Below are 23,807 nucleotides of genomic sequence, written 5' to 3' on the forward strand. Positions count from 1 at the left end.
GTCTACTTTTTCGACCGGATCACGCTGAGAGTTTGTTGCGTGATGCCCAGGTAGGATGCGATGTGGCCAAGGGGCGCCCGTAAAAGGATGGTGGGATTGCTTTCCAGGAGGTTGGCATAACGTTCCTGGGCCGTCTGGAACTGGAGCGAGAAGATCCGGTCGGCGAAGAGTTTGACCACATCGACCGCAACGAGGAAGGCGAACTGCTTCATATTGACGATGCGATCGGTCAGGGCGGCAAACTCCCGGGAATGTATGGTCCTTAAGACGCAGTCCTCCAGGACCTGCCGGCCGTAAGGATCGGTTTTATTGAAATAAATACTTTCGATCGTAGCCAGGAAGGAATTTTCGTCGAAGAAGAAATGGGTGACGTCTTTGTCGTTGAAGGTGTAGAAGGTCCTTATAAGACCTTTCTCGATGAACATAAATTTTTGGCTCAGGCTGTCCGGATTGATCAGGATGGTTCCCTTGCAGTGGTGTTCTACCTGGAAGGACCGATCGATCTCGTCGCGTTCCTCCGAAGTCAGCTTTACTTTGCTATTTATGTAGTCGATGAGTTCCATTTGAGATTCGAAGTTCGGCCGGTCCGCAATAACGAGCCGATAATGCCCAGCAATAAAATCGTCTTATCCAAAGAGAGCGCAATATGCAATAGAAATATACGGGATTCTTCTTTTATAATCGAGAAAATCCTTTCCTGGCTGCTTTCTCTGCCAATTGCGCCTTAGTATGCATTCTGAATAAGACATACACAAAAACGATCAGGACAAAGGACGCCGCCTTGCCGTAATCCGCGGCGCTGTCCATCCCGCCGGGTTCTACGTGCAGACCGGTCGATTCCTGCATATGCTAAAGATAGCTATCTTTGCAGGGTCTTTCTTACAATCGAACAGGGCTTTATGAAGAAAATAGGATTTTTATCGTTCGGCCATTGGCACAATAATCCCTCTTATAACACCCGCACGGCGAGTGACACCTTGCTTCAGTCTATTGAACTGGCTGTCGCCGCAGAAGAGATCGGCATCGATGGTGCATACTTCCGGGTCCATCATTTTGCCGCTCAGTTAGCCTCTCCTTTTCCTCTGCTATCGGCTATCGGCGCCAAAACGCGCAAGATCGAGATCGGGACCGGGGTGATAGACATGCGTTATGAAAATCCGCTCTACATGGTAGAAGACGCCGGAGCCGCCGATCTGATCTCGGGCGGGCGACTGCAATTGGGCATCAGCAGAGGTTCACCCGAACAGGTCATCGATGGGTGGCGTTATTTTGGGTATGAGCCGGCCAAGGGAGAAACCGACGAAGATATGGGCCGCAACAAGGCGTTGCAATTCCTGGAAAAGCTCAATGGCGTTGGATTTGCCCAACCGAATCCCACCCCCATGTTTCCCAATCCACCGGGCTTATTACGACTGGAGCCCTATTCCGCAGGATTGCGCGATCGTATCTGGTGGGGAGCGGGTTCCAATGCTACCGCCATATGGGCGGCCGAAAAGGGCATGCATCTGCAAAGTTCTACGTTGAAATTCGACGAAAGCGGCAAACCCTTCCATATACAACAGGCGGAACAGATAAGGTTGTACAAGGAGGCCTGGAAAAAGGCGGGGCATAAGCGGGAACCAAGGGTTTCGGTGAGCCGCTCCATTTTTGCATTGATAACCGACGAGGACAGGTATTTCTTCGGGCGGGATTCCGGCAAAGCCGATCAGATCGGATTTATCGAGAAGGACAGGCGCGCCATATTCGGAAGAAGCTACGCCGCGGAACCGGATCGGCTCATCCGGGAATTGGCGCAGGACGAGGCTATCCAGGAGGCGGACACGCTGCTCTTGACTATTCCCAATACCTTGGGGGTGGAATACAATGTACATATCCTGTCGTCCATTTTGAAGCATGTGGCGCCGGGATTGGGCTGGCGTTAGATTGGCGTCCCGGTACCGTTCAATTTTACGGTTTCACGTAATGCAGCAAGACGGCGCCTGACTTGAATACCTTCGAGTCAACCAGTTTTAATTGCAATCTTTCCTGTAGACTGACACCTCCCAGCAACCGTCTCCCTTCTCCCACGATGAGGGGGTGAACGACAAATATAAATTCATCGACCAGGCCTCGCTCTATAAGATAGGAAGGAAGCGCGACGCCGCCCAGCAGCAAATTGTTGCCCTCTTGCTTTTTCAATTGGAGAATTTCGTCTTCGGGCTTTGACCGAACGATCCTCGAGTTCCCGTCTTCGACCTTTTCCAATGATTGTGAAAAAACGACCTTTTCGACGGAGTCGAATGCCCGGGCAAATTCCATCTCTGATTTCGTTGAGGTAGGGTCTTTTGCAACGTCAGGCCAATAGGGAACCATCAACTCGTAAGTGACGCGCCCGTACAGCAGCGCCCCGGCCTCCCGTATAATATTCAGCCAAACCGTATCAAGCATTTCGTCACTGCCGCCTATTTTGGTATGGTCAATGCAGCCGTCGATAGTAAGGTTGATAGCGTATACCAGCTTTCTCATATAAATGCGTTTAATATTTGAAAATTAGAGCATTGCGGTCAAAGCGAAAAGGCGTCCCTACGACAATTTTAGGGCAAAATGCGACATCCGGCATGAGTTACAGGGCCCGCATTTTTTTCAGGTATTCCTCCCGCAGCTCGTGGAGCGCCGAATCGTAGGCCGGCCGGGAGTTCATGAATGATTCCGGATGATATCCTTTCGCCTTCGATAGCTTTTTGTGCAGATCGAACTGCCCTGCATGGGAGGAAAGCCAGATATCGAAGGATATTTTGGGCATCGTATCCAGCGTATAGCCATAATCCTTACCCACCGTGGGATAGGTGGGCATGGATGGGAATTTTGTCTCGCTGAGGATGGTCGGCATGTTCGCGATCAACACCCGGTACGTCCGGATATCGTCTCTGACCGTGAAAAGATAGCTGGAAGCCCCTTTGGTATGACCGGGATGATGGAGCACCGTGATCCGCATCCCGCCTAATTCGACGATGTCCTTATCGTGCAGTCTCCGGTCCACTTTTACGGGAACCCACATATGGCCATGGCCGCCGAAGTCATAGTCTGAATTGCCGCCGTCCTCCAGCAAGGGGGCGTCTTTGTCTTCGATCATTAGTTTAGCGCCCGTAGCCTTTTTGACGGCCGCCATGGCGCCGACATGATCGAAATGGGCGTGAGTGGCCAGCAATATCTTGATATCGGCATACTTGAACCCCAGGGCTTCCACATGCCGGCGGAGCATGTTTTCCGATCCCGGTATACCCGTGTTGATGAGGATATGCCCCTTTGGCGTCGTGATCAGGTAACAGGCCAGGTCATACGAGCCGACATAATACAGGTTCCCGGCGATCCGGAAGGGCGCCTGTTCCTCGATCCATGCCTTGTCGAAATTGGGGGAGTAAAGCTTTTGAGCCGGGGCGGGGCTTCCGGTGAGGACCAGACCGGCCAGGACAAGCATCGTCGTGGAGAGGGTTCGTAGGCGCATAAGACAAATGTAATCATTTATAGGTGGCCGCGAGTTTCAGCGCGTTATAGGCATTTACAACTCCCCCGCTGGCGCATATTCCTTCCAGCGCTTTTCGCTTCACCACCGACTGCAGGATGATCTCTTTCACCTGGATCGCGGTCAGCCGGGGATAGTAGGACCGGACCAGCGCGGCGATGCCGGTCACCACCGGGGCGGCTTCACTGGTGCCGTCCCAGGTTTTCAGGCCGGCATGCGGGACTATCGACGTGATCTCCATGCCGGGGGCATAGGCATCGACGCTATTGCGCCCGTAGTTGGAGAAGGTAGCCGGAAGGGTGCTGTCGTCGCGATACCCTGAGGCGCCGACTGTCAGCCAGGCCTGCGCCATACCCCCATCCCGGTATCTCGCGGAGGGGAAGAAATCATTGCTATCGGTGTTCATCCCGTCGTTGCCTGCGCTATGGACAATCAACACATCTTTGGCCATGGCGTACTTTACCGCCTCGTCTACCGCCTCGCGGCGGAAAGAGAACCGTTTTCCAAAGCTCATGTTGATGATGCGTGCGCCGTGGTCCGCGGCATAGCGGATGGCCAGGGCCAGGTCGGCGTTGCGCATTTCACGGATGTTGTTGGAAAGCTTCAGCATCAGGATGCGGGTATGGTTGGACACTCCGTCAATGCCTGTGTCGTTGTTCCGGACGGCCGCGATGATGGCGGCTACGAATGTGCCGTGGGCAGGCGCGACATTGGGGTCCATCACCAGTCCCAGGGGATCGGCGGCGATATCGCCATCGACGCCTTGCGGGTGCGTGGTTACCGCCGCCGTGTCTGCGGCGGTTGCGATGGTATCGTTGAGGCCGTGCGTGAGGTGAAAGGTTCCGAGGTCGATGAGGTGATCCACTTCCTTCAGGCGCAGCTTCTCGAAATTGGGATATAGGAGCATTCGGCCGAGCAGGAGGCCGAGGACGTTTTCTTCGGCGTCGTTGCGGGGACGGTATTGTTTGAGGTCGTTGAAGGACGTGTTCTTTTTTCCGATGTTCTTTACGATCCGGTTGAGGACCTTCCGGGATTCCTGTAGCTGGTTGATGAAGATCTGCAGCCGGGTTACGTGGAGGTGATAGTCATCCTGGATGATTTTGTGGTCCGGTTTCCCGTTTTCAATCGCCAGCATGGGGATAAAGTCTTCTTTTCCCGATTCGGGGCCGATGTAATTGCGGCCGTGGGAGCCATCCCTGGGATCGGTCCATAGGACGGGTTTCAGGTCCGGTTGGGTGGTGTCGATGCCGCTGTCGATGACGGCCACGATGACGTCTGTGGCGGCTTTATCTTTTAACAGTCGATCGTAGGCTCTTTCGGCGCTGGTTCCGAAGACACCGTCCTTTTGAAGGTCGAGGTTTTGCCAGTTGGGTTTGGGTTGGGCGCGGAGGTCTTGGAGAGGTTCTGGCCGGCCGGGGTTGTTGCCTGATGAAGAGCGATGACCACAGGAAAACGTCGTCAAGGTGAGGGCAAGGGTCAGAAACTGCGTATATATATCAGGTTTTTTCATTTATTTGCGCTGCCAAACTCAATCTGTCTTTTGACGCAAATATACCGAAAGCACAGGCCCGAATGATACAACGGGTCCATTACCTCCATGCCCCCAAAATCGCCCCCATCAGCCCCAGCGCAAGAAAACAATATCCCCCATTGATCAGTATATACCTCCCCGTCTTCAACTCGAACAAACCCACAATAGCAATACCGCAAAATATCCATACCCCCGCCAACAACCCATAAAGCAAGCCGAACTTAAAGTCGATATTCGGCGTATTGAGGTACATCGCCAAATTCGCGGCCATGACCAGGCAAAGCACGATCGACCAGCCGAAGATCTTCGCCTTATTCCCGGCCTTGATCTTCTCGTCCGTCAAATCGTTCTCCTTCATCCACGCCTTTCCAAATAGAGCCGGCGAGTACCATACTCCGCCGAGAACAAAGGCCGAAATGCCGGCCACCAATACAGCAATCCAGTTGGGTGTCATATAAAAGGGGTTTTGTTTCTCGAATATATTGGCTATTTTGGTTGTTGTTCCGGCAAAGGGAACGAACCGGGAAAAAATGGCGACGGACCGGATAAACGATATCGGCTTCAGGTTGATCCTCATCCCCACCTTCGGCATCGCCATTCCGCTAGTGACCCGGATGATCGACCCCCACTCCTTCTCCCACTGGATGCTCAAACTCGCCTACGCCTATACCATCGGCATCGCCTTCGTGATCTGGCAGGGCAACCGATACCTGCTCTTCTCCCTGCGCAGCTATTTCGACTGGTTCAACCGGCCCGTCCGGAAGATCATCGCGCTGCTGCTGGCCATCTCTTTCTTTACCATCCCCGTCTGCGTGGTCCTGCTCCTGGGCTGGTACCACCTCTTCAACCAGGGCCAGGTGAACTGGGAAGTGGTCCGCGTGTCGACCCTCATTATCATGATCTGCGTCATCTTCATCACCCATGTCTACGAAACGGTCTTCCTGGTAAAGGATTCGGAAAGCGAAATGGTACGAAGCGCCCAGCTGGAACGCCTGAAGGCCCAGGCCGAACTACAGGCCCTCAAGGGACAGATCGACCCGCACTTTATGTTCAACTCCCTCAACACCCTGACCTGGCTGATCGAGGAATCGCCGGAAAAGGCGAGGATCTTCAATGAACACCTGGCCGATGTCTACCGGTATATCCTGCAAAACCGGTCCCGCGAAGTGGTGGTCCTGGCCGAGGAGATCCGTTTCCTTTACGACTATTTTGCGTTACTCCGCATCCGTTATGGGGAAGCGGTTCGCCTGCAGGTGGATGTCGACGAGTCCCTGACCGAGCGGTATATGACCCTGCCCATCTCCCTGCAGGTGCTGGCGGAGAACGCCCATAAACACAACGAATTCACCCTGCGCGAACCGCTGGCAATCATCGTAAGCCTCGATGGGACGCGGCTGCGGGTGTGGAATAGGCTGGCAAAGAAGGAGGTCGCCCGTCCGTCACCGGGCGTAGGTCTATCGAACCTTGACGAGCGCTGCAAACTGGCGGTCGGAGCGCCGCTACAGGTCGAAGAATCAGCCGGAGAGTTCATCGTTTATTTACCCGTATTGCCCATCGAATGAAAGTCGTTATCATAGAGGACGAGGCGCCCGCGGCGGCAAGGCTGCGAAAGATGCTGATGGCCACGTCCTACGGCATCGAAGTGGATGAAGTGCTGGACTCCCTGGCACGGGCGAAGGCATGGCTGCAGACCAATCCCCTACCCGACCTGATCTTCATGGACATCGAGCTGAGCGATGGACTGAGCCTGGAACTGGTACGAGAGGTCCGGGTGGCCTGCCCTGTCGTTTTCGTAACGGCCTATGATGAATACTGGCAGGAAGCGTTCGAATACAACAATATCGACTATCTGCTGAAACCCGTGAAAGCCGAGCGGCTGGAAGCCGCGCTGCGAAAATTTAGTGAGATGAAGGCGTATTTTATGTCGCGGTACCTGCAGCTATTGGCGAACCGGGGCCATAAAGAGAAGTTCCTGGTGCGCCGCGGTACCGAATTCGTATCGATCCGCACAGAGGAGATTGCCTATTTTCAGGCTTCGCATAAGCTGGTCTGCCTCGTCCGGCGGGATGGATCGAAATTCATTTTGGACCGGTCGCTGGCCGAGGTAGAAAAAGAGGTGGATCCGGCAACGTTCTATCGACTCAACCGAAAGTACCTCGTGAATACTATCGCGATCCGCAAAGTGAGCGCGCTACCGAAAAGCAAGTTGCTGGTGGAGCTGGAGCCGGCGATAAAAGAAGAGTTGATCGTGAGTTCTGAAAATAGCGCTGGGTTCAAGAAATGGTGGGGAAAATAAAAAAATATGAAGAATAAGTTACCGCCCGTGCAAACCAAACAGCTGTTCGGCATACTGAAAGCCCGGTTCGAGAAGAACGCGGCCCGTCACAGAGGTCTCGATTGGACGAAGGTGGAAGCAAAGCTGGAAGACAGCCCGGAAAAACTGGTCTCGCTCTACGAAATGGAGCAAACCGGCGGCGAACCCGACGTCATCGCCTACGACAAAAAGACCGGCGAATACCTGTTCGCGGATTGCTCACCGGAAAGTCCCAAAGGACGCCGAAGCCTTTGTTACGACGACGAGGCCCTGGATTCGAGGAAGGAGAACAAACCGGGTGGCAGCGCTCTCGGGATGGCCGCCGCCATAGGGATCGAACTGCTGACCGAACAACAATACCGGGACTTGCAGCAGCTACTGGGCCCCTTCGACACCAAGACCTCCAGCTGGATACAGACGCCCGCCAAAATCCGGAAACTCGGAGGCGCTCTGTTTGGCGACCACCGCTATGACACCGTCTTCGTCTATCACAACGGCGCCGAGTCGTACTATGCCGCCAGGGGATTCCGGGGCCTGCTGAGAGTCTAAGGCACCAACACCAGCCTTTTCCCGTCGAGGTCCGTGCGGTTCCACGCATCGGCAATATCGGCCAGTGCGACCTTTTCAATTTCCATATAGAACTTTCCGGCGGCGATCCCATTCCACACCCCCTTCATCTCCTCCTGTACCGTCTCGAGCGAGATCTTCCCGATGCCCATCAGCTCGAGGCCCGAAGTGCGCAGTGCCGAACCCGGCAGCGAGACAGAAGATCCGGCCTTTTCACCCGACTGGATATAGCGGACCCGCCTCTTCGCAAAACCTGCCTCCTGTGGAATAAATGCGCTGATTAACAACTCGGCAGGCCGGCCCCAGAGGAAGTCGATGACGACGTCGATACCGCCTGCAACAACGGAAGCAAAGGCTTCTGCCAGCTGCTCCTCCGGCTCCTTCAGATCGACAACCGCATCGGCGCCCAACTGCCCCAACAGCTGCAACGATCGCGCATTGCGGCCTGTTGCGATCACCTTGCCTGCCCCCAGCATCTTCGCTACCTGCACCGCGATGCGCCCGGAAACGCCCGTGGCGCCATTGACCAGCACCGTTTCGCCGGGCTGCAGCTTCGCGGAATATTTCAACGGCAACAGCGAGGTCAGCACAGAGCGCGGGATCGCGGCCGCTTTGGCGGCATCGATCCCATCGGGAACCGGAAGTACGTAACCCGCCGCGACCCTTTCGGCAAAGGCGCCATAGGGCGGGCGCATGTTCCCAAAACTAACCAGCCGCCCTTCCTTCGTCCGCCCGATCCCACCCGTACCTACAATGGCCGGAAACTGCGGGAATAGCTTCTTGCTGGAATAGTGCTTTCCCGATGCCGTGCCCTTGTCGAAGTTCTCGAGCACACAGGCCTCGACGCCGAGCAGCTGCTCGCCCTCGGCGGGAATAACATCGGGGAATTCGGAATACCGCGGCGTTTCGCCAAACGCATTGATGACAGCTGCTTTCATGGCTTTTTTCCCAAAGGTATCCGGGCACAAAACAGCGGCAAATAACAAAAGATAACAAAAGAGGCTATCGCATCAGCTTGCTCTTGATCCGGCTCAGGGACACCGGAGTAACGCCCAGGTAAGAAGCGATATATTGCTGCGGCACCCGCAGGATGAGATCCGGCCGCTCGGCCACAAGTCGCGCATATCGCTCCTGCGGCGTATACTTGATAAAGGAAAGAAAATGATTGGCATAGTTCAGCTGCCGGTCGAACAAGGTCTCGATCATCCGGTCCCTCGACTCGGGAACCCGCAGGATATCCTGTAGGATCACATCCATATCCTTCTTATGGATCCAATGCAACACGCAAGGCTCGACGGTCTCGAGAGTAAAAATACTGGGGATCTTCTTCCGGAAGCTTTCGGCTGAGGATACAGCCATATTTTCCACGAAGAATTGGAAAGTGATATCCTTCCCCTTGCTGTTGAACCAGGCCCGCACACAACCTTTCTCGATCAACCAGGCCTTCCGCGAGATCTCCCCCTCCCGCAGCAGAACGGTGCGCGCCGGCGCCTCAACCCGGTGGTAATAAGCGATGTATTCCGCCCATTTCTCTTCTGTAAGAGGGAATTGCTGCCTGAATTTTTCAAAGAAATCGGGTGCCATGGCCTCAAGATAGAAAAAAAATTTGCGTAGCTAAATAACTACATATATATTTGTAGCCAAATAGCTACACAATGAACCTCCGACGTGACGTTTTCCAGGCCATCGCCGACCCCACCCGCCGGGCGATCCTCTTGCTGGTCGCCACCCAGTCCATGACGGCCGGGGCGATCGCAGCCAACTTCGACACCGCCCGCCCCACCGTTTCCAAACACCTGTCCATCCTCACGGAATGCGAACTGCTGCAACAGACGCAGAGCGGCCGGGAGGTACACTATCATATAAACGCCAAAAAAATGAAAGAAGTAGCCGACTTTATCGAACCGTTCCGCAAGATGTGGGACGACCGCTTCGACAAACTCGAAGCCATCATGTCTAAATACAAAACCAAAAAATAAAAACTATGGAACTGAAAACAAAGGTCACTGCCGAAGAAGGCAAGCAGGAAATGTGGATCACCCGCGAATTCGAATTGCCGTTGGACCTGCTGTTCCGGGCCTATGAAGACCCGGAGATAGTCGAACAATGGATGGGGTCCAAAGCACTGAGGCTCGACAACAAAAAAGGCGGCGGCTACCAGCTGGAGAAAAAGGACGACAAAGGCAATGTCGTATTCCGCGCCAACGGCGCCTTCCACGAATTCATCCCCAACAAAAAGATCATCCGCACCTTCGAAATGGAGAACACCCCCGCCGGCGTCCAGCTCGAGTTCTACGAGTTCGAACCCCTCAACGAAGACAGAAGCAAACTCACCATGCGCGTCCTCTATGAATCGGTCTCCCAGCGGGACGAGGTGCTGAAATGGGGCTTGCGGCCGGGTGTCAACGCTGCGCATAACCGCATCGAAGAAGTCCTCAAACAACTCAAATAAACGCCCCAAAAAAAGACAACCATGACAAAGACAAAAATCATCATCTACTGGGTCTTCACCCTTTGGGCTTCCCTCGGCCTGACGGCCACCGCCATCCAGCAGGTGTTCAACACCAAGGGGGATATCAATTTCATCACTCATCTCGGCTATCCCAACTATAGCCTGGTCCTGATCGGCATCTGGAAACTGCTGGCGGTGCCCGCCCTGCTGATACCCGGCTTCGCCCAGGTCAAGGAATGGACCTACGCCGGCCTCTTCTTCCTCATGACCGGGGCCATCTTCTCTCATCTCGCGATGAGCGATCGCTTTAAAGATCTCTTCCCCTCCCTGCTCTTATCCGCCATCATTTTCTTATCCTGGTATTTCCGGCCCGCCAACCGGAGACTTGCGGTAGCTCACTCATAAAACGAATGCATATGAATCCCAAAGTCGATTTCGTTTTCGAGAAAGACTCGAAGTGGCAGAAGGAATACAAACTTTTGAGATCGATCGTCCTCGATTGCGGCATGACCGAAGAATTGAAATGGGGCCAGCCCTGCTATATGTATGACAATGCCAATATCGTCGTGATCCACGGATTCAAAGAGTACTGCGCCCTCCTGTTCTTTAAAGGCGCCCTGCTCAACGATCCCGAAGGTATCCTGATCCAGCAAACAGAGAACGTACAGGCGGCCCGGCAACTCCGGTTCACCAGCGCCAAAGAGATCACGGGGATGAAGGCCACGATAAAGGCCTATCTCTACGAGGCCATCGAAGTGGAAAAGGCCGGCCTGAAGGTGAAGCTGAAGAAGACCTCAGAATTTCCCATGCCGGAAGAGTTCAAAAAAAAGCTGGATAAACGCCCCGCGCTGGAAAAGGCTTTTTACGCCCTGACGCCGGGGCGGCAACGGGCCTACCTGCTGCATTTCTCGCAACCCAAGATGGCCAGGACCCGCGAGGCCAGGGTCGAAAAATACGTTCCCCAAATATTAAAAGGGCTGGGAATCGACGACGATCCCGCGAAGGTGAAAAAGTGATTTCTTGCCATAAGACAAGTGGTCATGCCATCAAAAACCTCTACCTTTAAAGGTCGAGGTTCTTAATTATGGACAAGCAACCACTCATCGACTTCATTGAAAGCAGTATCCCCGACTTCAAGGTCTCCAGGGAAAACCTTCAGACCATCGCCGGGTATTTCGAAGAGGTCGAATTCGCGAAACACGACTATCTTCTCAAAGAGGGGAAGGTCAGCGGTTATTTTTATCTCGTCGAAGGCTTCATGCGCGCCTTCACCTTCGACGCCGACGGCAACGAGATCACGACCTATTTCCATACAAAGGGCCGGGTCATCTTCGAGCCTTCTTCCTTTTTTCTACGCACTCCATCCCTTGAGAATATACAGGCGGTGACCCCCTGCCGCGGATACCTCACCAATTTTTGCCAGTTGAACGATTTGTTCCACTCTGTCCCGGAGTTCCGGGAATTCGGCCGCGCGATGCTGGTACGCGAGTATGTGGCTTACAAGCAGCATACCCTGGCAATGATCAACAAGACAGCGGAAGAACGATACGCTTCGCTGATCGCCAATGGCAAGGAGATCTTCCAGCATGCGCAGCTAAAGCATATCGCTTCGTTCCTGGGGATGACCGACACCTCTCTCAGCCGTATCAGAAGGGAATTTATGGCGAGATAAGCCCAGGCCGGCGCGGCGACACCTACGCCACCGCTTCGAATACCCGCGCATTCACCGGCGCCACCATCGGCCTGTCGCCAAAGACCTCCGCATACCGGGCCGTCAGCCGCTCCAGCGTCCCCGGCAGGGCTTCCGGCGCCCGCTGACGGATCAAATTGATCACCGGCAATCCGGCGATCATCCCCTGCGCCGCCATCGACGCGCTTTCGATCTGCACCATCAGCCGGACGCGATGCGCCGATACCCGTGAGAACCCACTGTCTTCGAGCTGTTGTAATACAGGGGCTTCCTCGCTCAGGGAAAAAGGCTGCGCGATGGGCCCGTTGGCGCCGTCGCCAAATACTCCTCTCATCACTTCGGCCAGCAAGGCCCAGACGGGATTAGACGCCCCGGGCCCCCAAGTGTTGAAGAGCAGTCGCCCACCCTTGCGCAACACCCGCCGGGTCTCGGCAAGCGCCTTCGCCTTGTCGGCGGGGAACATCATCCCAAACTGCGAGATCACAAGGTCGAATTGTGCATCGCCGAATGGAAGGTCTGCGATGTCCGCCACCGACCAATCGACCCGGGGATGGTCCACTTCCTCCCGCGCAACGGCCAGCATCTCGGCGTTGATATCGGTAGCCACGAGCCTGGCTTTCGGTCCGAGTGCGAAGGCGAGATGCCGCGTGAGCCGGCCGGTGCCACAGGCCAGTTCCAGTATAGACGAGGAGGACAGATCGCCGGTGCGGGCCGAAAGATCGGCGGCAAAGGGTTCAAAAAGAAAAGGGCCGAGCAGCTCTTCATACTGCTGGGCGATATTACCTTCAAATGAAAGCATCGATTGAGTCATGACGAATGAATTTCCCACAAAGGAAATCATTCAGTCGTAAGCAGCGGTTGCCATATGACAAGAAACACTCAGTCGTCGGTATCCGCCTTGCTTGTCGCCTTGACAAAGGCCGCGCGAACAGGTACGGGCAGCTTTGCACCCTCGCCCTTGACGGCCTTCCACAGCATCGCGTTCATCGCCTCGTCAGGCACGCGATCCACCTCCGAGAAATTGAGCCCGTGGGCCATCGCCGCCAGCTTTGTGCCTCCGGGGTTGGTCTCATGCAGATCGATATTGGCAGGGAGACTGCTGAAGGCGGTCGCGTCCAACGTCGGGCTGAAGCTGCGCCACATCGGCGTCGCCGCTGCATCATATTGGGTCATCGGCGGCAGACCGAGGATCAGCTCGACGGTACGCAACAGCGAGGATGTGGAATACATCGTATGGTCGACATAGTGCCGCTTTACGTAGCCGCCCGCAAGATATGCGGTCGTACGGTGGGCGTCGACATGGTCGGGCCCATTCTGCGCATCGTCCTCGACGATAAACACGGCGCAGCTGTCCCAAATGGGACTCTTGCTGAGATGTTCGACGAGCTTTCCGACGGCGAGGTCGTTATCGGCAACATGCGCGAACGGTGTCGGCCGCCCCGCAGCCGTCCCCTCGGTATGATCGGAAAGCATCCGCATCGTCGACAGCCTCGGCACGGCATGCTGTGCAAGCAACGAATCGAAATCCTTCTCCCAGATGCGATAGCGCATCGTATCCGGATCGCGGAGGTCGTGTACCGGGTATTCCGGGGTGAAGTGATCTTTCAGCACAGGGATGCGGGCGCTGTTGTCGCCGCCGACAAACTCGCCATAGGTGCGATACGAGACGTTGTGCCGGGCGGCCTGGTCCCAGATATAGAGCTTGTTCAGACCGGTTTCGCCTACGGCGCCACGGCCACGCCCGCCGTAGGAGGTGGGCCAGTTCTTTTCCATGTAATCCGTCGCATAGGCGCCCATACTCCAGTTATGACCATCGGCGCTGACCTCGCCATCCACATAAAAATTATCCAGCAGCACGAAGTTCTCGGCGAGCGAATGATGGTTCGGCGTGATCTTCCGGCCGAACAACAGCAGGCTGGTGTCGCCGTTGCCACCAGGCATATCAGAAAGTACCTGGTCATAAGTGCGGTTCTCCTGCAGGATATAGAAGACATACTTTATCGGCGAGGGATCACCCACTTTGTGCGGGATCGGGTTACCCGTTTCGCCGTCTGCCGTCATCTCCTGCTCACGCTGATACGGCGTGTTATGATAGACGGCCTGGGAATACACCGACAGCTGCTGTTCCGTGGGAATGGGGATGACGCTCAGGGCGCCCATCAACAGGCCGCCGCCAATGTATTGAACGGCCCTTGGCTTGCTGGGGTCGCCGCCGTGTAAGAGGACTGTTTCCCTGGCACCGGTAGGATTGGGCCCGTTGGGATTCGGCAGCGAGGAAAACCCTTTGGCATCGGCGACGTAGAGCTTTCCGTCGATCACCCTTACGACGCTGGGGAACCATCCCGTTGGAATGAACCCCAGCGAATGGCTGGCGCCCGGCTTACTGACGTCAAACACTGCCAGGCAGTTGTTGTCTGCATCGGCGATATACAGCGTCTTGTCGTCGTCGCTCAGGGCCACCGAATTGCTGGTCGTGCCGCTGAGCGGCGTTGGATATACCGCGGTGTTCAGCGTCTCGAGGACCTTGTTGCCCTTCAGATCGATGACCGACACGGTGTTGTCGTTGGCATTGGAGACATAGAGATAGCGTTTGTTGTGCGAGACCGTCAAATCGTTCGGATTGTCGCCGACGGCGATCGAGTCGGTGACTCGGCCTTGTTTTGTGTCGAAGATGGCCACCTTGTCGCCGCCCCAGAGGCTGATATATAGCTTGGAGCGGTCGGCGGATAAAAGACAGGTGTAGGCGTCGGTGCCCAGCGGGGTCTTCTGCGCGATGGCCTTTGTTTTGAGGTTGATGGTATAAAGGCTGTTATCCTGCTTTGTCACGACATAGAGGACGCCCTTTTTGTCATCCACCGCCAGCCCGGTCGGGGAGATCGCGACCTTGGGGTTCTGCCGGCTCCAGGGCTCACCCAGCCGCAGGGTGTCAGCAGGATGGAGCTTATTATCGGTGATGGTGAAGCGGACGATCCAGTTATTGTCGCCGCCGGAAGCATAGAGGTATTGTTCGTCGTCGCTGAAGGCCAGGCCGCCCCAGCTCTTGCTGACAAAAACCTTGTCCAGTTCCCGGTCGTTCCTTGCATCCAGCAGCTGGATGGTTTGATTGCTCTGACCGTTGTTGGTGACGGCCGCATAGCGGTGGGTTTTGCTGACCGCGATATTGAGGGGAAGATCGCCAAGCGGAAGGCTCTTGCCAACCGGGGTCAGCGACCAACCGTTGGGAAGTCTTACCCTGTTCTGTTCAATAACGGAGAGGTCCTGCGCCTTCGCGTTGATGACGCAGCCGGCAGCGGCGAGGGAAAAGATATAAAGAGCTTTCTTCATGCGCCGAAATTATTCCGTAAACAAGCTTTTTCGTGTATCTTAAAATTATCTTTTTTTAAACAAATTTGGAAGACAGCTACCTGATCAGCGGCAACCCTTCGCTGTTGCGCCGGGTCCCGTTAGGGATGATCGCATCCTATCTTGGTATCACGCAGGAGACGCTGAGCCGGATACGCGCGCAACTCAGTTTTTGACATATGTCAAAGGAAAAGGTTCGGCGGCGCCGGAGCTTTGGTGCATAAAATTCAACGTTATGAACACTATACTCTGGGCGTCGCAGATCCTCCTGGCCCTCGCCTTCCTCTACTCGGGGATCAATAAATCCATTCTTTCGGAACAACAGCTCATCGCCCGCGGACAGACGGGTGTCGTTGGATATTCGCCGGCGGCGATCCATTTGATCGGGGTTGCTGAAATTTTGGGATCGATCGGCATCATCGTGCCGTGTTGGACGGGCATCCTTCCCTGGCTGACGCCGGTGGCCGCGTGCTGCTTCGCGGTGATCATGCTGCTGGCGGCGCCGATCCATTACCGGTTGAAGGAACCAAGGAATGTAGCGACGAATATGACGCTGTTGGTGCTTTCGCTGTTTGTGGCGTTTGGAAGGTTCTTTGATTGATCCGGCGGGACCGCCGAAAGTTGGGGCGGGTATGCTTACTCCGGCAGGCCGACCTGTTCGGTCATATACTTTAGCAGGCTATCCTTGATATGGTGCGTCCAGCCGGCCTTGCAATCCTCGAAACATTCCTCCGCGGGCGTAAGGCCCTGGTGGGTCATATGGATCGTTGTCCCTTCCGCATCCGGGGCCAGCTCCCAGGCCGCCAATTCCCAGATGACGCTGGTTCCCGTCCATTCGTGCTTGTCGTTTATCCAGTGCAGGTAACAGTCGGTGACATACCAAACCACTTTCTTCCCCGGTATCAGTTCGGTGATCTCGAAGGTGACAAAGGTGCCCTTGGGGCCGCCAAAGCGAACGGTGAAGACGTCGTGGAGGAGGTGGCTGCTGCCTTCGAAATGTTTGGCCCACCAGCCCTGGACGTCGCTGATGTGTTCCATGGCCTCTTCGGCGCTGACCGGCGCGGTGATGCTAAACTGAAAATCTCTCTTTTTCATTATTTGTATTTTAATGGTTGATGACGTTGGTGATGTCGGCGTTTTTGTTGCGAAGGTCGAGGCCGCCTTCGAGGACGGATTTCAGATTGGTGAGATAGAATATCCACCCTTTCGAGTCCCCGACATAATGCCGCCGCATGGTCTCTTCATCTGTCGGCAGGTTGCTTTCAATGAGTTCTACGATGGTCTCGCTATGATCGGAATAGATCGAGATGGTCACCGGGCATTCCTTTGAGAAGGTGAAGCTGAACAGATCGCGCCCGTTTGCCTTCAGCACCTTTCCGTTGATCACGATGTTCGCGGGGTTCTTCCGCGAAAAGCAGGTGTATTCGTCTCCTGCCTGGGCGAGGTCTTCCCCGGTGCGGATCTCGCCGTTCGGGCCTTTGAATTCCATGATCCCGATGAACCAGGAGGCGAGGCCGGCGGGGCTGGCCCAGGCGCGGTAGGCGTTCTCGATCGGGGTTTTGACGCTGACGCGAAGTTTAAACTGGCTGAAATCGGCTGGTGTTAGGCATTGTTGTGACATAACGTTGTTTTGCTTTGATGAGACAAATCTAATCCCAGGGGCGCGAAGCGCCTTTATCGAAAATGGATAATTTATTCGGCCTTGCGGAGAGCAGACGGCGGCTGGCCGAAACGGCCCTTGAAGAGGATGCTGAAGGAAAATACGCTCTCGAACCCGATATTCTGGCATATTTCGCTGATGGTCAGCGAAGTGGTCTCCAGCAGTTCCTTTGCCTTACGGAGCTTTAGGTCGATGATGTACTGGTGGGGGGTGATCGAATACACCTGTTTGAACATGCGCAGGAAATGCTGGCTGTTCATCGCGGCAACGGCGCCGATGTCCTCTAACGTAATGTCGGCGTTATAGTGCGCCTCCATCCAGTCCCGGGCGGTGGAGATCCGCCGAAATATCTCGAGGCGGGTGGACGCCTTCACGGCCTGCACGTTCAGGCTTTTGCGGTAGGCATCCTGGTTTTTTACGAGCAGGTCTTCGAACAGCTGCCGGATGACCATATCGGTGTGCAGCGCCGCGAAGGAGCTGCAACTGCTGCCGAGCCCGATCAGGGAGTGGACCGTCTCATAGAGCCTGGCGTCGGTATGGACCCGTTCGAGCCAGGAGAAGTCGAAGGGAAGGCTGTCGAAAGGTTTTTCGAGCAGTACCTCGCCGCCGTACAACAGGCTATGCTGAACGAGGTCGGGCAGGCGGGAATGAAAGAAGAGCAGCGCGGGGGCGACATCCTTTTCGGTGTTGCGGATGGCCAGCCCGCTGCCGCGGGAGATGAAGAAGGTGTTTGTTCCGCCGATGAGGTTCTTTGCACCGTTGACATAGTAGCCGCAGGTGCCCCGGGTGGAGACGAGCAGGCCGATGTTGGCGGGATGTTCCGGGCATTCATAGGGACGATGAAGCTCCTCGAAGAAGAGGTAATGATCGGAATACTCCGGCGGAGTGATCTCGTGGCTAAAGGATCGTGGCAGCGGAAGAAGGAACATGGGCGGTCTTGTCGACCGAAGATAAGACAAACTGAATATAAGAGGAGCCCGACCGGTCGGGCTCCCCTTATATGATCCGGACATCTACTGTTTCTGGTAATTGAACATCCAACGGATGCCGTATTTGTCGAGGCAGACGCCCCAGTAAGCGCCCCAGAACATGTCCTGCAGCGGCTGGGTGTCCGATCCGCCGGCGGAGAGTGCGTTGAACAGCCGCTCCGTCTCTTCCCGGCTGTCGGGTTCGAGGCAGATCGTCGTATTATTCCCTATTTTCAACTTGTGGCCCATGGATTCCAGCATATCGGTGGCCTGGAGCACGGTGCCGCCGAGGATGGGGAGGGCAACGTGCATAACGGAGTTCTGTTCCTTTTCCGGAAGGGCCGGCATGCCGGGCTGGGCGGGGATATCGGACATTTTCATGACGGGTCCGATGAAATTGGTCTTGAAGATGGACTTGTAAAAATTGAAGGCTTCTTCGGTGTTGCCGGGGAAGTTGAGATAGATCGATACTTTTGCCATGGCGATTTGTTTTTTCTTTGTAAAGCTGCGGCTTTTTTTCGACAGTCACCGGTGGCTGATCCGACAAGTTAGGAGGCCAAATGCGACAAAATAATCTTGCGAATCAAAGAGTCTTTAATTCAAACGCGTAATCCTGATAGCCTATTAGCGCTCTATTTGCTTCCAATTCCTTCCATGCCTTTTCCTGATGGCTCAATTCTACGATATCCCAGGTAGGAATATTAGCAAATCTTGCAACAATTGCTTCGATGGTTTCCAATTCCTGTTGGCTGAACAGAGTTTTGTCAAAATCCGCTTCCGAAAAAAGAATTTCCCGTGCTCCACCGTTGGACAACCTCAAAAACTGTGAACCGATAAGTTGTTCGTTTTCAAGGTATGCATAGATATTATCATAGTTAGCCGGGACGGGACCGTATTTTATCGCTCTGTAACTTAACCCGCTGATAGACGCTCCATAGTTCTTGTAGTGAGTGAAATCGGTAAAGAACAGTTGCTTATTCAGTTTCAACTTATCGTTGAAATCCGGCTTCGAACGCCGAATAAAATAGGTCACCAGGTTGGCAATCTTAGCCGGTTCAGGTTTTTTATACCCGGTAAAATTATTCGCCTGACCATAAACATTCATTGCAGCGACCAGGTTTTTGTTTTTATCCGCGGTCCGTATAAGGTAAGCTACTCTTTCCTTTGCCTTGTTAAAGGCATTACTGGAAAAATGCTCCTTCGCCTTTTCCAGCAGATTCATAAAGGTGTAGAGCTCTGCCGCAGCACTTATAAGATTGCCATAGGCAGGCGTTGGTATTTCTCCGTTCTCATAATTACTGTAACCATTGGCTCCCAAGCCAAGCACCTCACTCATTTTGGATGCTGACAATTCATATTTCTGTCTGATTCCGGCAATTTCTTCCGGAAAAGGAATATTGTTTTTTTCCCTGTATTGATTGTGCACCTGTATTAAACTGATGGTATCTGCCTCTGTGGTGGTAAACTCTTCCGCGCACTTTTCACACCGATAGAAATGGGAAATTATTTTAAACATTTCTTTGCGGTAGGTAATTTCCTTTGCTTCCCGATGGAGGTCCGCATTACCGTCGCAATATGGGCATTCGATCTTATTTTTCATGGTCATATGTTTTTGAGCGGATAGATCATCGGATACTCAACAGGATGAAACGACATGCAATCAACCGATTTATTATGTAGTCCCCTGCTGATCTTTATATACACTTCTACCGTTTTTACTGTACCCCAAATTCGAAATAGTCTGGCAAGCCCGCATCGTAAGAATCCTTTTTGGGTCCTGCATAAAAATCTTCGGGTTTTAGGTCCATGATATATTCCAATCTTTGGATAGCTGTAATGTCCAAGTCCGCCAGCGCCTGCAAATTTTTATCCCGTGGACGAAAGCCAATGCCAAAGCACCTGATCTTCTCCTTTAAGTCCCTCAAAAATTGCTCAACTTCCTCTCTCCTCGTCATTGCCAACAAATTTAGCTAAACAAATTTGTATACAAATTTATGGCATTTATGCTAATTTTAATCAAATTATTCCACTAATTAGTTTAAAAATAATTTAAACTGAACCTATTCATCGACAATCGCCGCTGATTGTCAAGAATTTCGTTCGCCGGCATAGGGGTGACTCCTTTATCTTCCGTCTTATTGCAAAGCATGGCGATCTTCAACGAACAGGCATTCGAAAAGCTGTTTACCGACCGGTTTGGCGGGTTGCATGCTTATGCCTTTTCCCTTTTGAAAGACGACAATGAGGCGGAAGAAGCAGTTCAGGCCGTGTTTTGCCGCCTCTGGGAGCGGCGGACAAGCCTCCCCGCGGCAAATTCACCGAAGGCCTACCTCTACGGGTGCGTTTATCACGCCTGTGTGGATCGGCTGCGGCGGCGGAAGCTGGAGCGAGTGCGGCGGATAGAAAATGAGACCGTGTCGGTCGGAGCCGCCGCAAAGGTGGAACTCGTCGAACTTCAGGCCCGGTTCGAGCGGGTCGTGGCCGGCTTGCCCGACCAATGCCGCCATATCTACCAGCTGAGCCGGTTTGGCGGGCTGCGATACCGGGAGATCGCCGAACAATTGGGCATTTCCATCAAGACGGTGGAAGCGCAGATGAGCAAGGCTTTGAAACGGCTGCGGAAGGAGCTGGCCGATTATCTCTAATCAACGATTATGGACGAGCTGCTGATAAAATATGTGCTGGAAGAAGCGACGGACGAAGAGCGCCGCCAGGTAGAGGCGTGGGTAGCCGAAAGCCCGGAGAACCTGCGACGGCTGGAAGAGTTTCATCGGGTGTGGGCCTTTGGACAACGCACAGCGGCGCCGGTGCGGACGGATGAGGTGGCGGCGCTGACGCGCCTGAAGCAAAGGATGGCGCCTTCGGCGCCGGTGAGAAAGATGCGGATAGGAAGGGTTGCCGCAGTGATCGCTGGACTGCTGGCAGTTGGCGCCGGCACCTGGACGGCCCTTCATCAAAAAAAGGCGCCGACGGTGGTGACCGCCACCCCGACCCAAAGTTCTGCAGAGACGACCATCGTGATCAGGAATACGCCATTGCCAACCGCACCCGCGGAAGCGCAAACAAAAACCGACGGGCCTGTGATCGCCCTCGAAAAGAACGCAAAGATCGAATGGCTGCCGCAAGGCAGCAACCATCACCGCCGCGTCCGGCTCACCGGCAACGCCCAATTCAAGGTCGACGCCGATCCCGCGCATCCCTTCATCGTCGAGACCAAATTACTAAGAGTAAAAGTACTCGGCACCGTGTTCCGGGTGATCGACGCCGCCGACAGCGCACTGGTCGCCGTAGACACAGGCAGGGTGCTGGCGGCAACCGCCGGGGACAGCGTCATCCTTCGCGAAGGAGAAATGGCCATTGCCTATCGCGGCTCGCAGCAGCTGAAGCTAAAAGTCAACCGCGAGAAGCTGGATGCAAAACAAGTGATGAGAAGGCTGATCGATCAGGTGATCCGCGAAGGCCTCGTCGCCGACCGGGAAAGCCTTGGCTGGCTGGCATTGGACGACCATCGATTCATCATCGATGGCGTATCCCCACCCGACTCCATCCGGACGCGCTACCAATCCAAATATCTTCTAAAGGACGGCATGGGTTTCTATTACGGTAATGTAAAAGTTCATGGTCATGGATATTTTTATGAAAAGAAAGAGCTTTTTTAGCCTGCTCATCGCGCTCAGCATGGCAACGCCCATCACTGCGCCTGCGCAGCAGGGTCTCCGCGAGATCGATTCCTTCCTCACGCAGATGCATGCGGGCGGTAAATTCAATGGCGGCGTGATGATCGCCGAGAAAGGACAGGTCATCTATACCAAATTTTGCGGGATGGCCGATATTGCGCGGAACATCCCCAACGGCCCGGACTCGCGCTTCGATATCGCCTCGGTGTCGAAGACGTTTACAGCGGTGGCGATACTCCAACTGATGGAAAAGGGCCGTTTAAAGCTGGACGATCCCTTTGCCCGCTATTTCCCGGAGTTCCCCTACCCCGCCGTGACCGTTCGCCAGATGCTGACGCATACCTCCGGCATTCCCGACGAGTTCCACCTGTTTTCACCCATCACGGACAAATACCCGGATTCCATCTTACGCAACCAAGATCTTATCGGCATCTTGCGATCCAGCGGCAAGCCGCTGGAGTTTACCCCGGGTGAGCATTGGCACTACTGCAATACCAATTTCGAATTGCTGGCCCTGTTGGTGGAAAAGCTGTCCGGCGAGCCGTTCGCGGAATATATCCGCCGGCATATTTTTTCACCCGCTCACATGAACAATAGCTACATCATTTCCGATCTGCGACCCGCCGATCCCCAGGCGGTGACCCGATATGTACGACCCTATTACTACTCCCGCGACTATGTGAATGCCGATTCGGTGAAGTCGGGCCGGTTTGCCATGAATGCCTATGGCGGCACCGTCGGCGACAACAATGTCGTTTCCACGCTGGGTGACTTGCTGAAATATGACCAGGCGCTGTACGGCGATGTGCTGCTCCGGCCCCAAACGCTTCGGCAGGCCTTTGCCCCGCAACCACTCAAGGATGGTTCCCTCAACTATGATCATCCCGGCGATCCCGGTCATCCTCCGGCTTCCTATGGACTCGGCTGGTTTGTGGCGACCGACAGCTCGGACAGGAAGCCAGTCAGCGCCGGCAACAAGTCCGACAACTCAACCGACAAGATCGTCTATCACGGCGGCTATAACCCCGGCGCCTCCACGATGATCTACCGCGACCTCACCCGGCGCCGCACGATCGTGTTCTTCGACAACACGAACGATGACCACTTCTATCCAACAATGGCCATTGCCGCCTGGCTCGACGGCAAGCGGCCCCCGGCACAATGGGCCTTTGCGTTCGATCTAAAGCGCTCCATTGCCCGGGAATATGGCGCGGAGCTGCTGGAAAAAGGCGAGGACGCCGCATTGCTTCGGCTACTGACGCTTCAGAAGGATACGGCCCACTATTATCTCTCTCGCCGCGAGTTGTCGCTAGTGGGCTATGAGCTGCTGCAAGCGGGACGAAAGGACCTGGGCTTCGCGCCGTTTCGCGCCAACCTCTTCCTGTTCCCCCACGATGCCGCGTCCTTTGGCAACTATGGTATCGTGCTCGCCGACAATGGGAAGAAAGAGGAAGCGATCGCCGTTTACCGGATGGCGCTGAGCGAGCACCCCGATGACAAAACGATCACCGGACTCTTACAAAAGGAGTTGGGCGCCGCCAGGTGATGGGCAGCCGCCTCAATTCTCACAAAGCCCCTTCAGCTTGTTCAACCCATGGGTAAAATCCTTGTTCATATTCTTCTCGATCACCCCGAAAAGCTTGAGGATATTCATCGGATAGGGCGTCGAGCTCTCGATACCCCAGCTGACCCGGGTAACGGCCCGCTCCACGGTAAGGAGGAGATACGCATCGCCCTTCCCCTTGAAGGGACGAAGGAACTCGATCCGCGAATCGATCTCGCTGTTGGGAGTCACCCGGGTGATGGTTTGATTGCCCGCGCCGACATTCTTGTCGGCACTGTCCCAGGAGAAGCTGGCGCCGGGAGTGCCGTCGGTACCGCTGTACTGCAACTTGATTTTGGGGTCTTTCTCCATCCAGGGACTCCACTGGTTGCAGGCATGAAGCGTGCTCACATGGGTCCAAACCTTCTCCACGGGTGCGTTGATCAGGACCGACTTCTCGTAGCTCCAGCGGGTGCCGGCAAAGGCCGCTACGATGAGGAAAAGGGCGATGATGCCCACGATGATATAAACCGCGATCATAAAGCAGCAATTTTTGTTTCC

30 protein-coding genes are annotated in these 23,807 nt (G+C 54.7%); 14 read left to right on the top strand and 16 right to left on the bottom strand.

The features are described 5' to 3' along the window. Positions 1–2: 2 nt before the first annotated feature. Positions 3–563, bottom strand: coding sequence for a hypothetical protein (locus VHE34_RS14325; protein ID WP_325589039.1), 561 nt, complete (start codon positions 561–563; stop codon positions 3–5). A gap of 336 nt (positions 564–899) precedes the next feature. Between VHE34_RS14325 and VHE34_RS14330 the strand changes: the two genes are divergently transcribed. Further along, positions 900–1,922 carry an LLM class flavin-dependent oxidoreductase gene (locus tag VHE34_RS14330; protein ID WP_325589041.1) on the top strand — a complete coding sequence of 341 codons (1,023 nt, stop codon included), beginning with the start codon at positions 900–902 and terminating at the stop codon, positions 1,920–1,922. 25 nt (positions 1,923–1,947) lie between these two features. Here the strand turns inward: VHE34_RS14330 and VHE34_RS14335 are convergent, their stop codons facing one another. The 4 genes from VHE34_RS14335 to VHE34_RS14350 all read right to left on the bottom strand — a co-directional run bounded on the left by VHE34_RS14335 (position 1,948) and on the right by VHE34_RS14350 (position 5,487). Further along, complete coding sequence (locus VHE34_RS14335) at positions 1,948–2,505, bottom strand: dihydrofolate reductase family protein (RefSeq protein WP_325589043.1); 558 nt, start codon at positions 2,503–2,505, stop codon at positions 1,948–1,950. 97 nt (positions 2,506–2,602) lie between these two features. Further along, positions 2,603–3,484 (bottom strand): subclass B3 metallo-beta-lactamase, encoded by an 882-nt coding sequence (gene bla, locus VHE34_RS14340; RefSeq protein WP_325589045.1) that lies wholly within the window; start codon positions 3,482–3,484, stop codon positions 2,603–2,605. 13 nt (positions 3,485–3,497) lie between these two features. Continuing rightward, a complete protein-coding gene (locus VHE34_RS14345; protein ID WP_325589047.1) occupies positions 3,498–5,012 on the bottom strand; it encodes a S8 family serine peptidase in 1,515 nt (504 codons plus the stop codon). A 79-nt stretch (positions 5,013–5,091) separates the two neighbouring features. Next, positions 5,092–5,487 (bottom strand): DUF1761 domain-containing protein, encoded by a 396-nt coding sequence (locus VHE34_RS14350; RefSeq protein ID WP_325589049.1) that lies wholly within the window; start codon positions 5,485–5,487, stop codon positions 5,092–5,094. Between the two features lie 37 nt (positions 5,488–5,524). Here VHE34_RS14350 and VHE34_RS14355 point away from each other — a divergent pair, with 37 nt between their 5' ends. The 3 genes from VHE34_RS14355 to VHE34_RS14365 are packed head-to-tail and all read left to right on the top strand — an operon-like array spanning position 5,525 to position 7,896. Further along, positions 5,525–6,595 (top strand): sensor histidine kinase, encoded by a 1,071-nt coding sequence (locus VHE34_RS14355; protein WP_325589051.1) that lies wholly within the window; start codon positions 5,525–5,527, stop codon positions 6,593–6,595. Next, positions 6,592–7,329 (top strand): LytTR family DNA-binding domain-containing protein, encoded by a 738-nt coding sequence (locus tag VHE34_RS14360; protein WP_325589053.1) that lies wholly within the window; start codon positions 6,592–6,594, stop codon positions 7,327–7,329. The genes VHE34_RS14355 and VHE34_RS14360 overlap by 4 nt, the downstream gene beginning before the upstream one ends. Positions 7,330–7,335: 6 nt before the next feature. After that, entirely contained in the window at positions 7,336–7,896 is a 561-nt protein-coding gene (locus VHE34_RS14365) for a DUF4256 domain-containing protein (RefSeq protein WP_325589055.1), read from the top strand. Here the strand turns inward: VHE34_RS14365 and VHE34_RS14370 are convergent. Together VHE34_RS14370 and VHE34_RS14375 are read right to left on the bottom strand one after the other, a co-directional pair. Next, positions 7,893–8,852: a zinc-binding alcohol dehydrogenase family protein gene (locus VHE34_RS14370; protein WP_325589057.1), complete on the bottom strand. Its 960-nt coding sequence runs from the start codon at positions 8,850–8,852 to the stop codon at positions 7,893–7,895. The genes VHE34_RS14365 and VHE34_RS14370 overlap by 4 nt on opposite strands. Before the next feature lie 64 nt (positions 8,853–8,916). Beyond that, entirely contained in the window at positions 8,917–9,498 is a 582-nt protein-coding gene (locus VHE34_RS14375) for a Crp/Fnr family transcriptional regulator (RefSeq protein WP_325589059.1), read from the bottom strand. Between the two features lie 71 nt (positions 9,499–9,569). Between VHE34_RS14375 and VHE34_RS14380 the strand changes: the two genes are divergently transcribed. The 5 genes from VHE34_RS14380 to VHE34_RS14400 all read left to right on the top strand — a co-directional run bounded on the left by VHE34_RS14380 (position 9,570) and on the right by VHE34_RS14400 (position 12,038). Beyond that, positions 9,570–9,893 carry a metalloregulator ArsR/SmtB family transcription factor gene (locus VHE34_RS14380; RefSeq protein WP_325589061.1) on the top strand — a complete coding sequence of 108 codons (324 nt, stop codon included), beginning with the start codon at positions 9,570–9,572 and terminating at the stop codon, positions 9,891–9,893. 5 nt (positions 9,894–9,898) lie between these two features. Then, the gene (locus VHE34_RS14385) at positions 9,899–10,366 is read left to right on the top strand and encodes an SRPBCC domain-containing protein (protein WP_325589063.1); all 468 of its coding nucleotides are present in this window, start codon (positions 9,899–9,901) and stop codon (positions 10,364–10,366) included. A gap of 21 nt (positions 10,367–10,387) precedes the next feature. Continuing rightward, positions 10,388–10,771, top strand: coding sequence for a DoxX family protein (locus VHE34_RS14390; RefSeq protein ID WP_325589065.1), 384 nt, complete (start codon positions 10,388–10,390; stop codon positions 10,769–10,771). Positions 10,772–10,782: 11 nt separating this feature from the next. Continuing rightward, on the top strand, positions 10,783–11,382 hold the full coding sequence (locus VHE34_RS14395; protein WP_325589067.1) for a YdeI/OmpD-associated family protein: 600 nt from the start codon (positions 10,783–10,785) through the stop codon (positions 11,380–11,382). A 68-nt stretch (positions 11,383–11,450) separates the two neighbouring features. Next, positions 11,451–12,038 (top strand): Crp/Fnr family transcriptional regulator, encoded by a 588-nt coding sequence (locus VHE34_RS14400; RefSeq protein WP_325589069.1) that lies wholly within the window; start codon positions 11,451–11,453, stop codon positions 12,036–12,038. A 22-nt stretch (positions 12,039–12,060) separates the two neighbouring features. Here the strand turns inward: VHE34_RS14400 and VHE34_RS14405 are convergent, their stop codons facing one another. Both VHE34_RS14405 and VHE34_RS14410 read right to left on the bottom strand, forming a co-directional pair. After that, positions 12,061–12,867 (bottom strand): class I SAM-dependent methyltransferase, encoded by an 807-nt coding sequence (locus VHE34_RS14405; RefSeq protein WP_325589071.1) that lies wholly within the window; start codon positions 12,865–12,867, stop codon positions 12,061–12,063. Positions 12,868–12,935: 68 nt separating this feature from the next. Then, on the bottom strand, positions 12,936–15,380 hold the full coding sequence (locus tag VHE34_RS14410) for a bifunctional YncE family protein/alkaline phosphatase family protein (RefSeq protein ID WP_325589073.1): 2,445 nt from the start codon (positions 15,378–15,380) through the stop codon (positions 12,936–12,938). Positions 15,381–15,445: 65 nt separating this feature from the next. On the opposite strand from VHE34_RS14410, the gene VHE34_RS14415 reads away from it, so the two are divergent. Together VHE34_RS14415 and VHE34_RS14420 are read left to right on the top strand one after the other, a co-directional pair. Continuing rightward, positions 15,446–15,574 carry a hypothetical protein gene (locus VHE34_RS14415; RefSeq protein WP_325589075.1) on the top strand — a complete coding sequence of 43 codons (129 nt, stop codon included), beginning with the start codon at positions 15,446–15,448 and terminating at the stop codon, positions 15,572–15,574. Between the two features lie 59 nt (positions 15,575–15,633). After that, on the top strand, positions 15,634–15,999 hold the full coding sequence (locus VHE34_RS14420) for a DoxX family protein (RefSeq protein WP_325589077.1): 366 nt from the start codon (positions 15,634–15,636) through the stop codon (positions 15,997–15,999). Positions 16,000–16,034: 35 nt separating this feature from the next. On the opposite strand, the gene VHE34_RS14425 is transcribed toward VHE34_RS14420, so the two are convergent. The 6 genes from VHE34_RS14425 to VHE34_RS14450 all read right to left on the bottom strand — a co-directional run bounded on the left by VHE34_RS14425 (position 16,035) and on the right by VHE34_RS14450 (position 19,981). Next, positions 16,035–16,493, bottom strand: a complete 459-nt coding sequence (locus tag VHE34_RS14425; protein WP_325589078.1) for an SRPBCC domain-containing protein — start codon at positions 16,491–16,493, stop codon at positions 16,035–16,037. Between the two features lie 10 nt (positions 16,494–16,503). Then, positions 16,504–17,019, bottom strand: a complete 516-nt coding sequence (locus VHE34_RS14430; protein WP_325589080.1) for an SRPBCC domain-containing protein — start codon at positions 17,017–17,019, stop codon at positions 16,504–16,506. A gap of 71 nt (positions 17,020–17,090) precedes the next feature. Continuing rightward, complete coding sequence (locus VHE34_RS14435; RefSeq protein ID WP_325589082.1) at positions 17,091–17,987, bottom strand: AraC family transcriptional regulator; 897 nt, start codon at positions 17,985–17,987, stop codon at positions 17,091–17,093. Between the two features lie 84 nt (positions 17,988–18,071). Continuing rightward, entirely contained in the window at positions 18,072–18,506 is a 435-nt protein-coding gene (locus VHE34_RS14440) for a VOC family protein (protein WP_325589084.1), read from the bottom strand. A gap of 103 nt (positions 18,507–18,609) precedes the next feature. Then, positions 18,610–19,626, bottom strand: coding sequence for a type II TA system antitoxin MqsA family protein (locus VHE34_RS14445; protein WP_325589086.1), 1,017 nt, complete (start codon positions 19,624–19,626; stop codon positions 18,610–18,612). Positions 19,627–19,741: 115 nt separating this feature from the next. Beyond that, positions 19,742–19,981, bottom strand: a complete 240-nt coding sequence (locus VHE34_RS14450; protein WP_325589088.1) for a hypothetical protein — start codon at positions 19,979–19,981, stop codon at positions 19,742–19,744. Positions 19,982–20,110: 129 nt separating this feature from the next. On the opposite strand from VHE34_RS14450, the gene VHE34_RS14455 reads away from it, so the two are divergent. Genes VHE34_RS14455 through VHE34_RS14465 form a run of 3 tightly spaced genes read left to right on the top strand, consistent with a single transcriptional unit; the run spans position 20,111 to position 23,249 of the window. Then, complete coding sequence (locus VHE34_RS14455; protein WP_325589090.1) at positions 20,111–20,671, top strand: RNA polymerase sigma-70 factor; 561 nt, start codon at positions 20,111–20,113, stop codon at positions 20,669–20,671. A 9-nt stretch (positions 20,672–20,680) separates the two neighbouring features. Next, complete coding sequence (locus tag VHE34_RS14460) at positions 20,681–21,685, top strand: FecR domain-containing protein (protein ID WP_325589092.1); 1,005 nt, start codon at positions 20,681–20,683, stop codon at positions 21,683–21,685. Next, positions 21,663–23,249 (top strand): serine hydrolase, encoded by a 1,587-nt coding sequence (locus tag VHE34_RS14465; protein WP_325589094.1) that lies wholly within the window; start codon positions 21,663–21,665, stop codon positions 23,247–23,249. Before VHE34_RS14460 ends, VHE34_RS14465 begins: the two co-directional genes overlap by 23 nt. Positions 23,250–23,261: 12 nt before the next feature. On the opposite strand, the gene VHE34_RS14470 is transcribed toward VHE34_RS14465, so the two are convergent. After that, positions 23,262–23,786 carry an SRPBCC family protein gene (locus tag VHE34_RS14470; RefSeq protein ID WP_325589096.1) on the bottom strand — a complete coding sequence of 175 codons (525 nt, stop codon included), beginning with the start codon at positions 23,784–23,786 and terminating at the stop codon, positions 23,262–23,264. Positions 23,787–23,807: the final 21 nt, after the last annotated feature.

Origin of the sequence: Puia sp. (genome assembly GCF_035546395.1) — a bacterium.
Taxonomy (GTDB): domain Bacteria; phylum Bacteroidota; class Bacteroidia; order Chitinophagales; family Chitinophagaceae; genus Puia.

Coding starts and splice junctions, on each gene's coding strand:
- VHE34_RS14345 (WP_325589047.1), bottom strand. CDS start 5,012: ATGAAAAAACCTGATATATATACGCAGTTTCTGACCCTTGCCCTCACC.
- VHE34_RS14410 (WP_325589073.1), bottom strand. CDS start 15,380: ATGAAGAAAGCTCTTTATATCTTTTCCCTCGCCGCTGCCGGCTGCGTC.
- VHE34_RS14330 (WP_325589041.1), top strand. CDS start 900: ATGAAGAAAATAGGATTTTTATCGTTCGGCCATTGGCACAATAATCCC.
- VHE34_RS14440 (WP_325589084.1), bottom strand. CDS start 18,506: ATGGCAAAAGTATCGATCTATCTCAACTTCCCCGGCAACACCGAAGAA.
- VHE34_RS14365 (WP_325589055.1), top strand. CDS start 7,336: ATGAAGAATAAGTTACCGCCCGTGCAAACCAAACAGCTGTTCGGCATA.
- VHE34_RS14390 (WP_325589065.1), top strand. CDS start 10,388: ATGACAAAGACAAAAATCATCATCTACTGGGTCTTCACCCTTTGGGCT.
- VHE34_RS14470 (WP_325589096.1), bottom strand. CDS start 23,786: ATGATCGCGGTTTATATCATCGTGGGCATCATCGCCCTTTTCCTCATC.
- VHE34_RS14405 (WP_325589071.1), bottom strand. CDS start 12,867: ATGACTCAATCGATGCTTTCATTTGAAGGTAATATCGCCCAGCAGTAT.
- VHE34_RS14420 (WP_325589077.1), top strand. CDS start 15,634: ATGAACACTATACTCTGGGCGTCGCAGATCCTCCTGGCCCTCGCCTTC.
- VHE34_RS14385 (WP_325589063.1), top strand. CDS start 9,899: ATGGAACTGAAAACAAAGGTCACTGCCGAAGAAGGCAAGCAGGAAATG.
- VHE34_RS14395 (WP_325589067.1), top strand. CDS start 10,783: ATGAATCCCAAAGTCGATTTCGTTTTCGAGAAAGACTCGAAGTGGCAG.
- VHE34_RS14370 (WP_325589057.1), bottom strand. CDS start 8,852: ATGAAAGCAGCTGTCATCAATGCGTTTGGCGAAACGCCGCGGTATTCC.
- VHE34_RS14380 (WP_325589061.1), top strand. CDS start 9,570: ATGAACCTCCGACGTGACGTTTTCCAGGCCATCGCCGACCCCACCCGC.
- VHE34_RS14335 (WP_325589043.1), bottom strand. CDS start 2,505: ATGAGAAAGCTGGTATACGCTATCAACCTTACTATCGACGGCTGCATT.
- VHE34_RS14450 (WP_325589088.1), bottom strand. CDS start 19,981: ATGACGAGGAGAGAGGAAGTTGAGCAATTTTTGAGGGACTTAAAGGAG.
- VHE34_RS14435 (WP_325589082.1), bottom strand. CDS start 17,987: ATGTTCCTTCTTCCGCTGCCACGATCCTTTAGCCACGAGATCACTCCG.
- VHE34_RS14460 (WP_325589092.1), top strand. CDS start 20,681: ATGGACGAGCTGCTGATAAAATATGTGCTGGAAGAAGCGACGGACGAA.
- VHE34_RS14350 (WP_325589049.1), bottom strand. CDS start 5,487: ATGACACCCAACTGGATTGCTGTATTGGTGGCCGGCATTTCGGCCTTT.
- VHE34_RS14400 (WP_325589069.1), top strand. CDS start 11,451: ATGGACAAGCAACCACTCATCGACTTCATTGAAAGCAGTATCCCCGAC.
- VHE34_RS14425 (WP_325589078.1), bottom strand. CDS start 16,493: ATGAAAAAGAGAGATTTTCAGTTTAGCATCACCGCGCCGGTCAGCGCC.
- VHE34_RS14325 (WP_325589039.1), bottom strand. CDS start 563: ATGGAACTCATCGACTACATAAATAGCAAAGTAAAGCTGACTTCGGAG.
- VHE34_RS14430 (WP_325589080.1), bottom strand. CDS start 17,019: ATGTCACAACAATGCCTAACACCAGCCGATTTCAGCCAGTTTAAACTT.
- VHE34_RS14360 (WP_325589053.1), top strand. CDS start 6,592: ATGAAAGTCGTTATCATAGAGGACGAGGCGCCCGCGGCGGCAAGGCTG.
- VHE34_RS14375 (WP_325589059.1), bottom strand. CDS start 9,498: ATGGCACCCGATTTCTTTGAAAAATTCAGGCAGCAATTCCCTCTTACA.
- bla (WP_325589045.1), bottom strand. CDS start 3,484: ATGCGCCTACGAACCCTCTCCACGACGATGCTTGTCCTGGCCGGTCTG.
- VHE34_RS14445 (WP_325589086.1), bottom strand. CDS start 19,626: ATGAAAAATAAGATCGAATGCCCATATTGCGACGGTAATGCGGACCTC.
- VHE34_RS14465 (WP_325589094.1), top strand. CDS start 21,663: ATGAAAAGAAAGAGCTTTTTTAGCCTGCTCATCGCGCTCAGCATGGCA.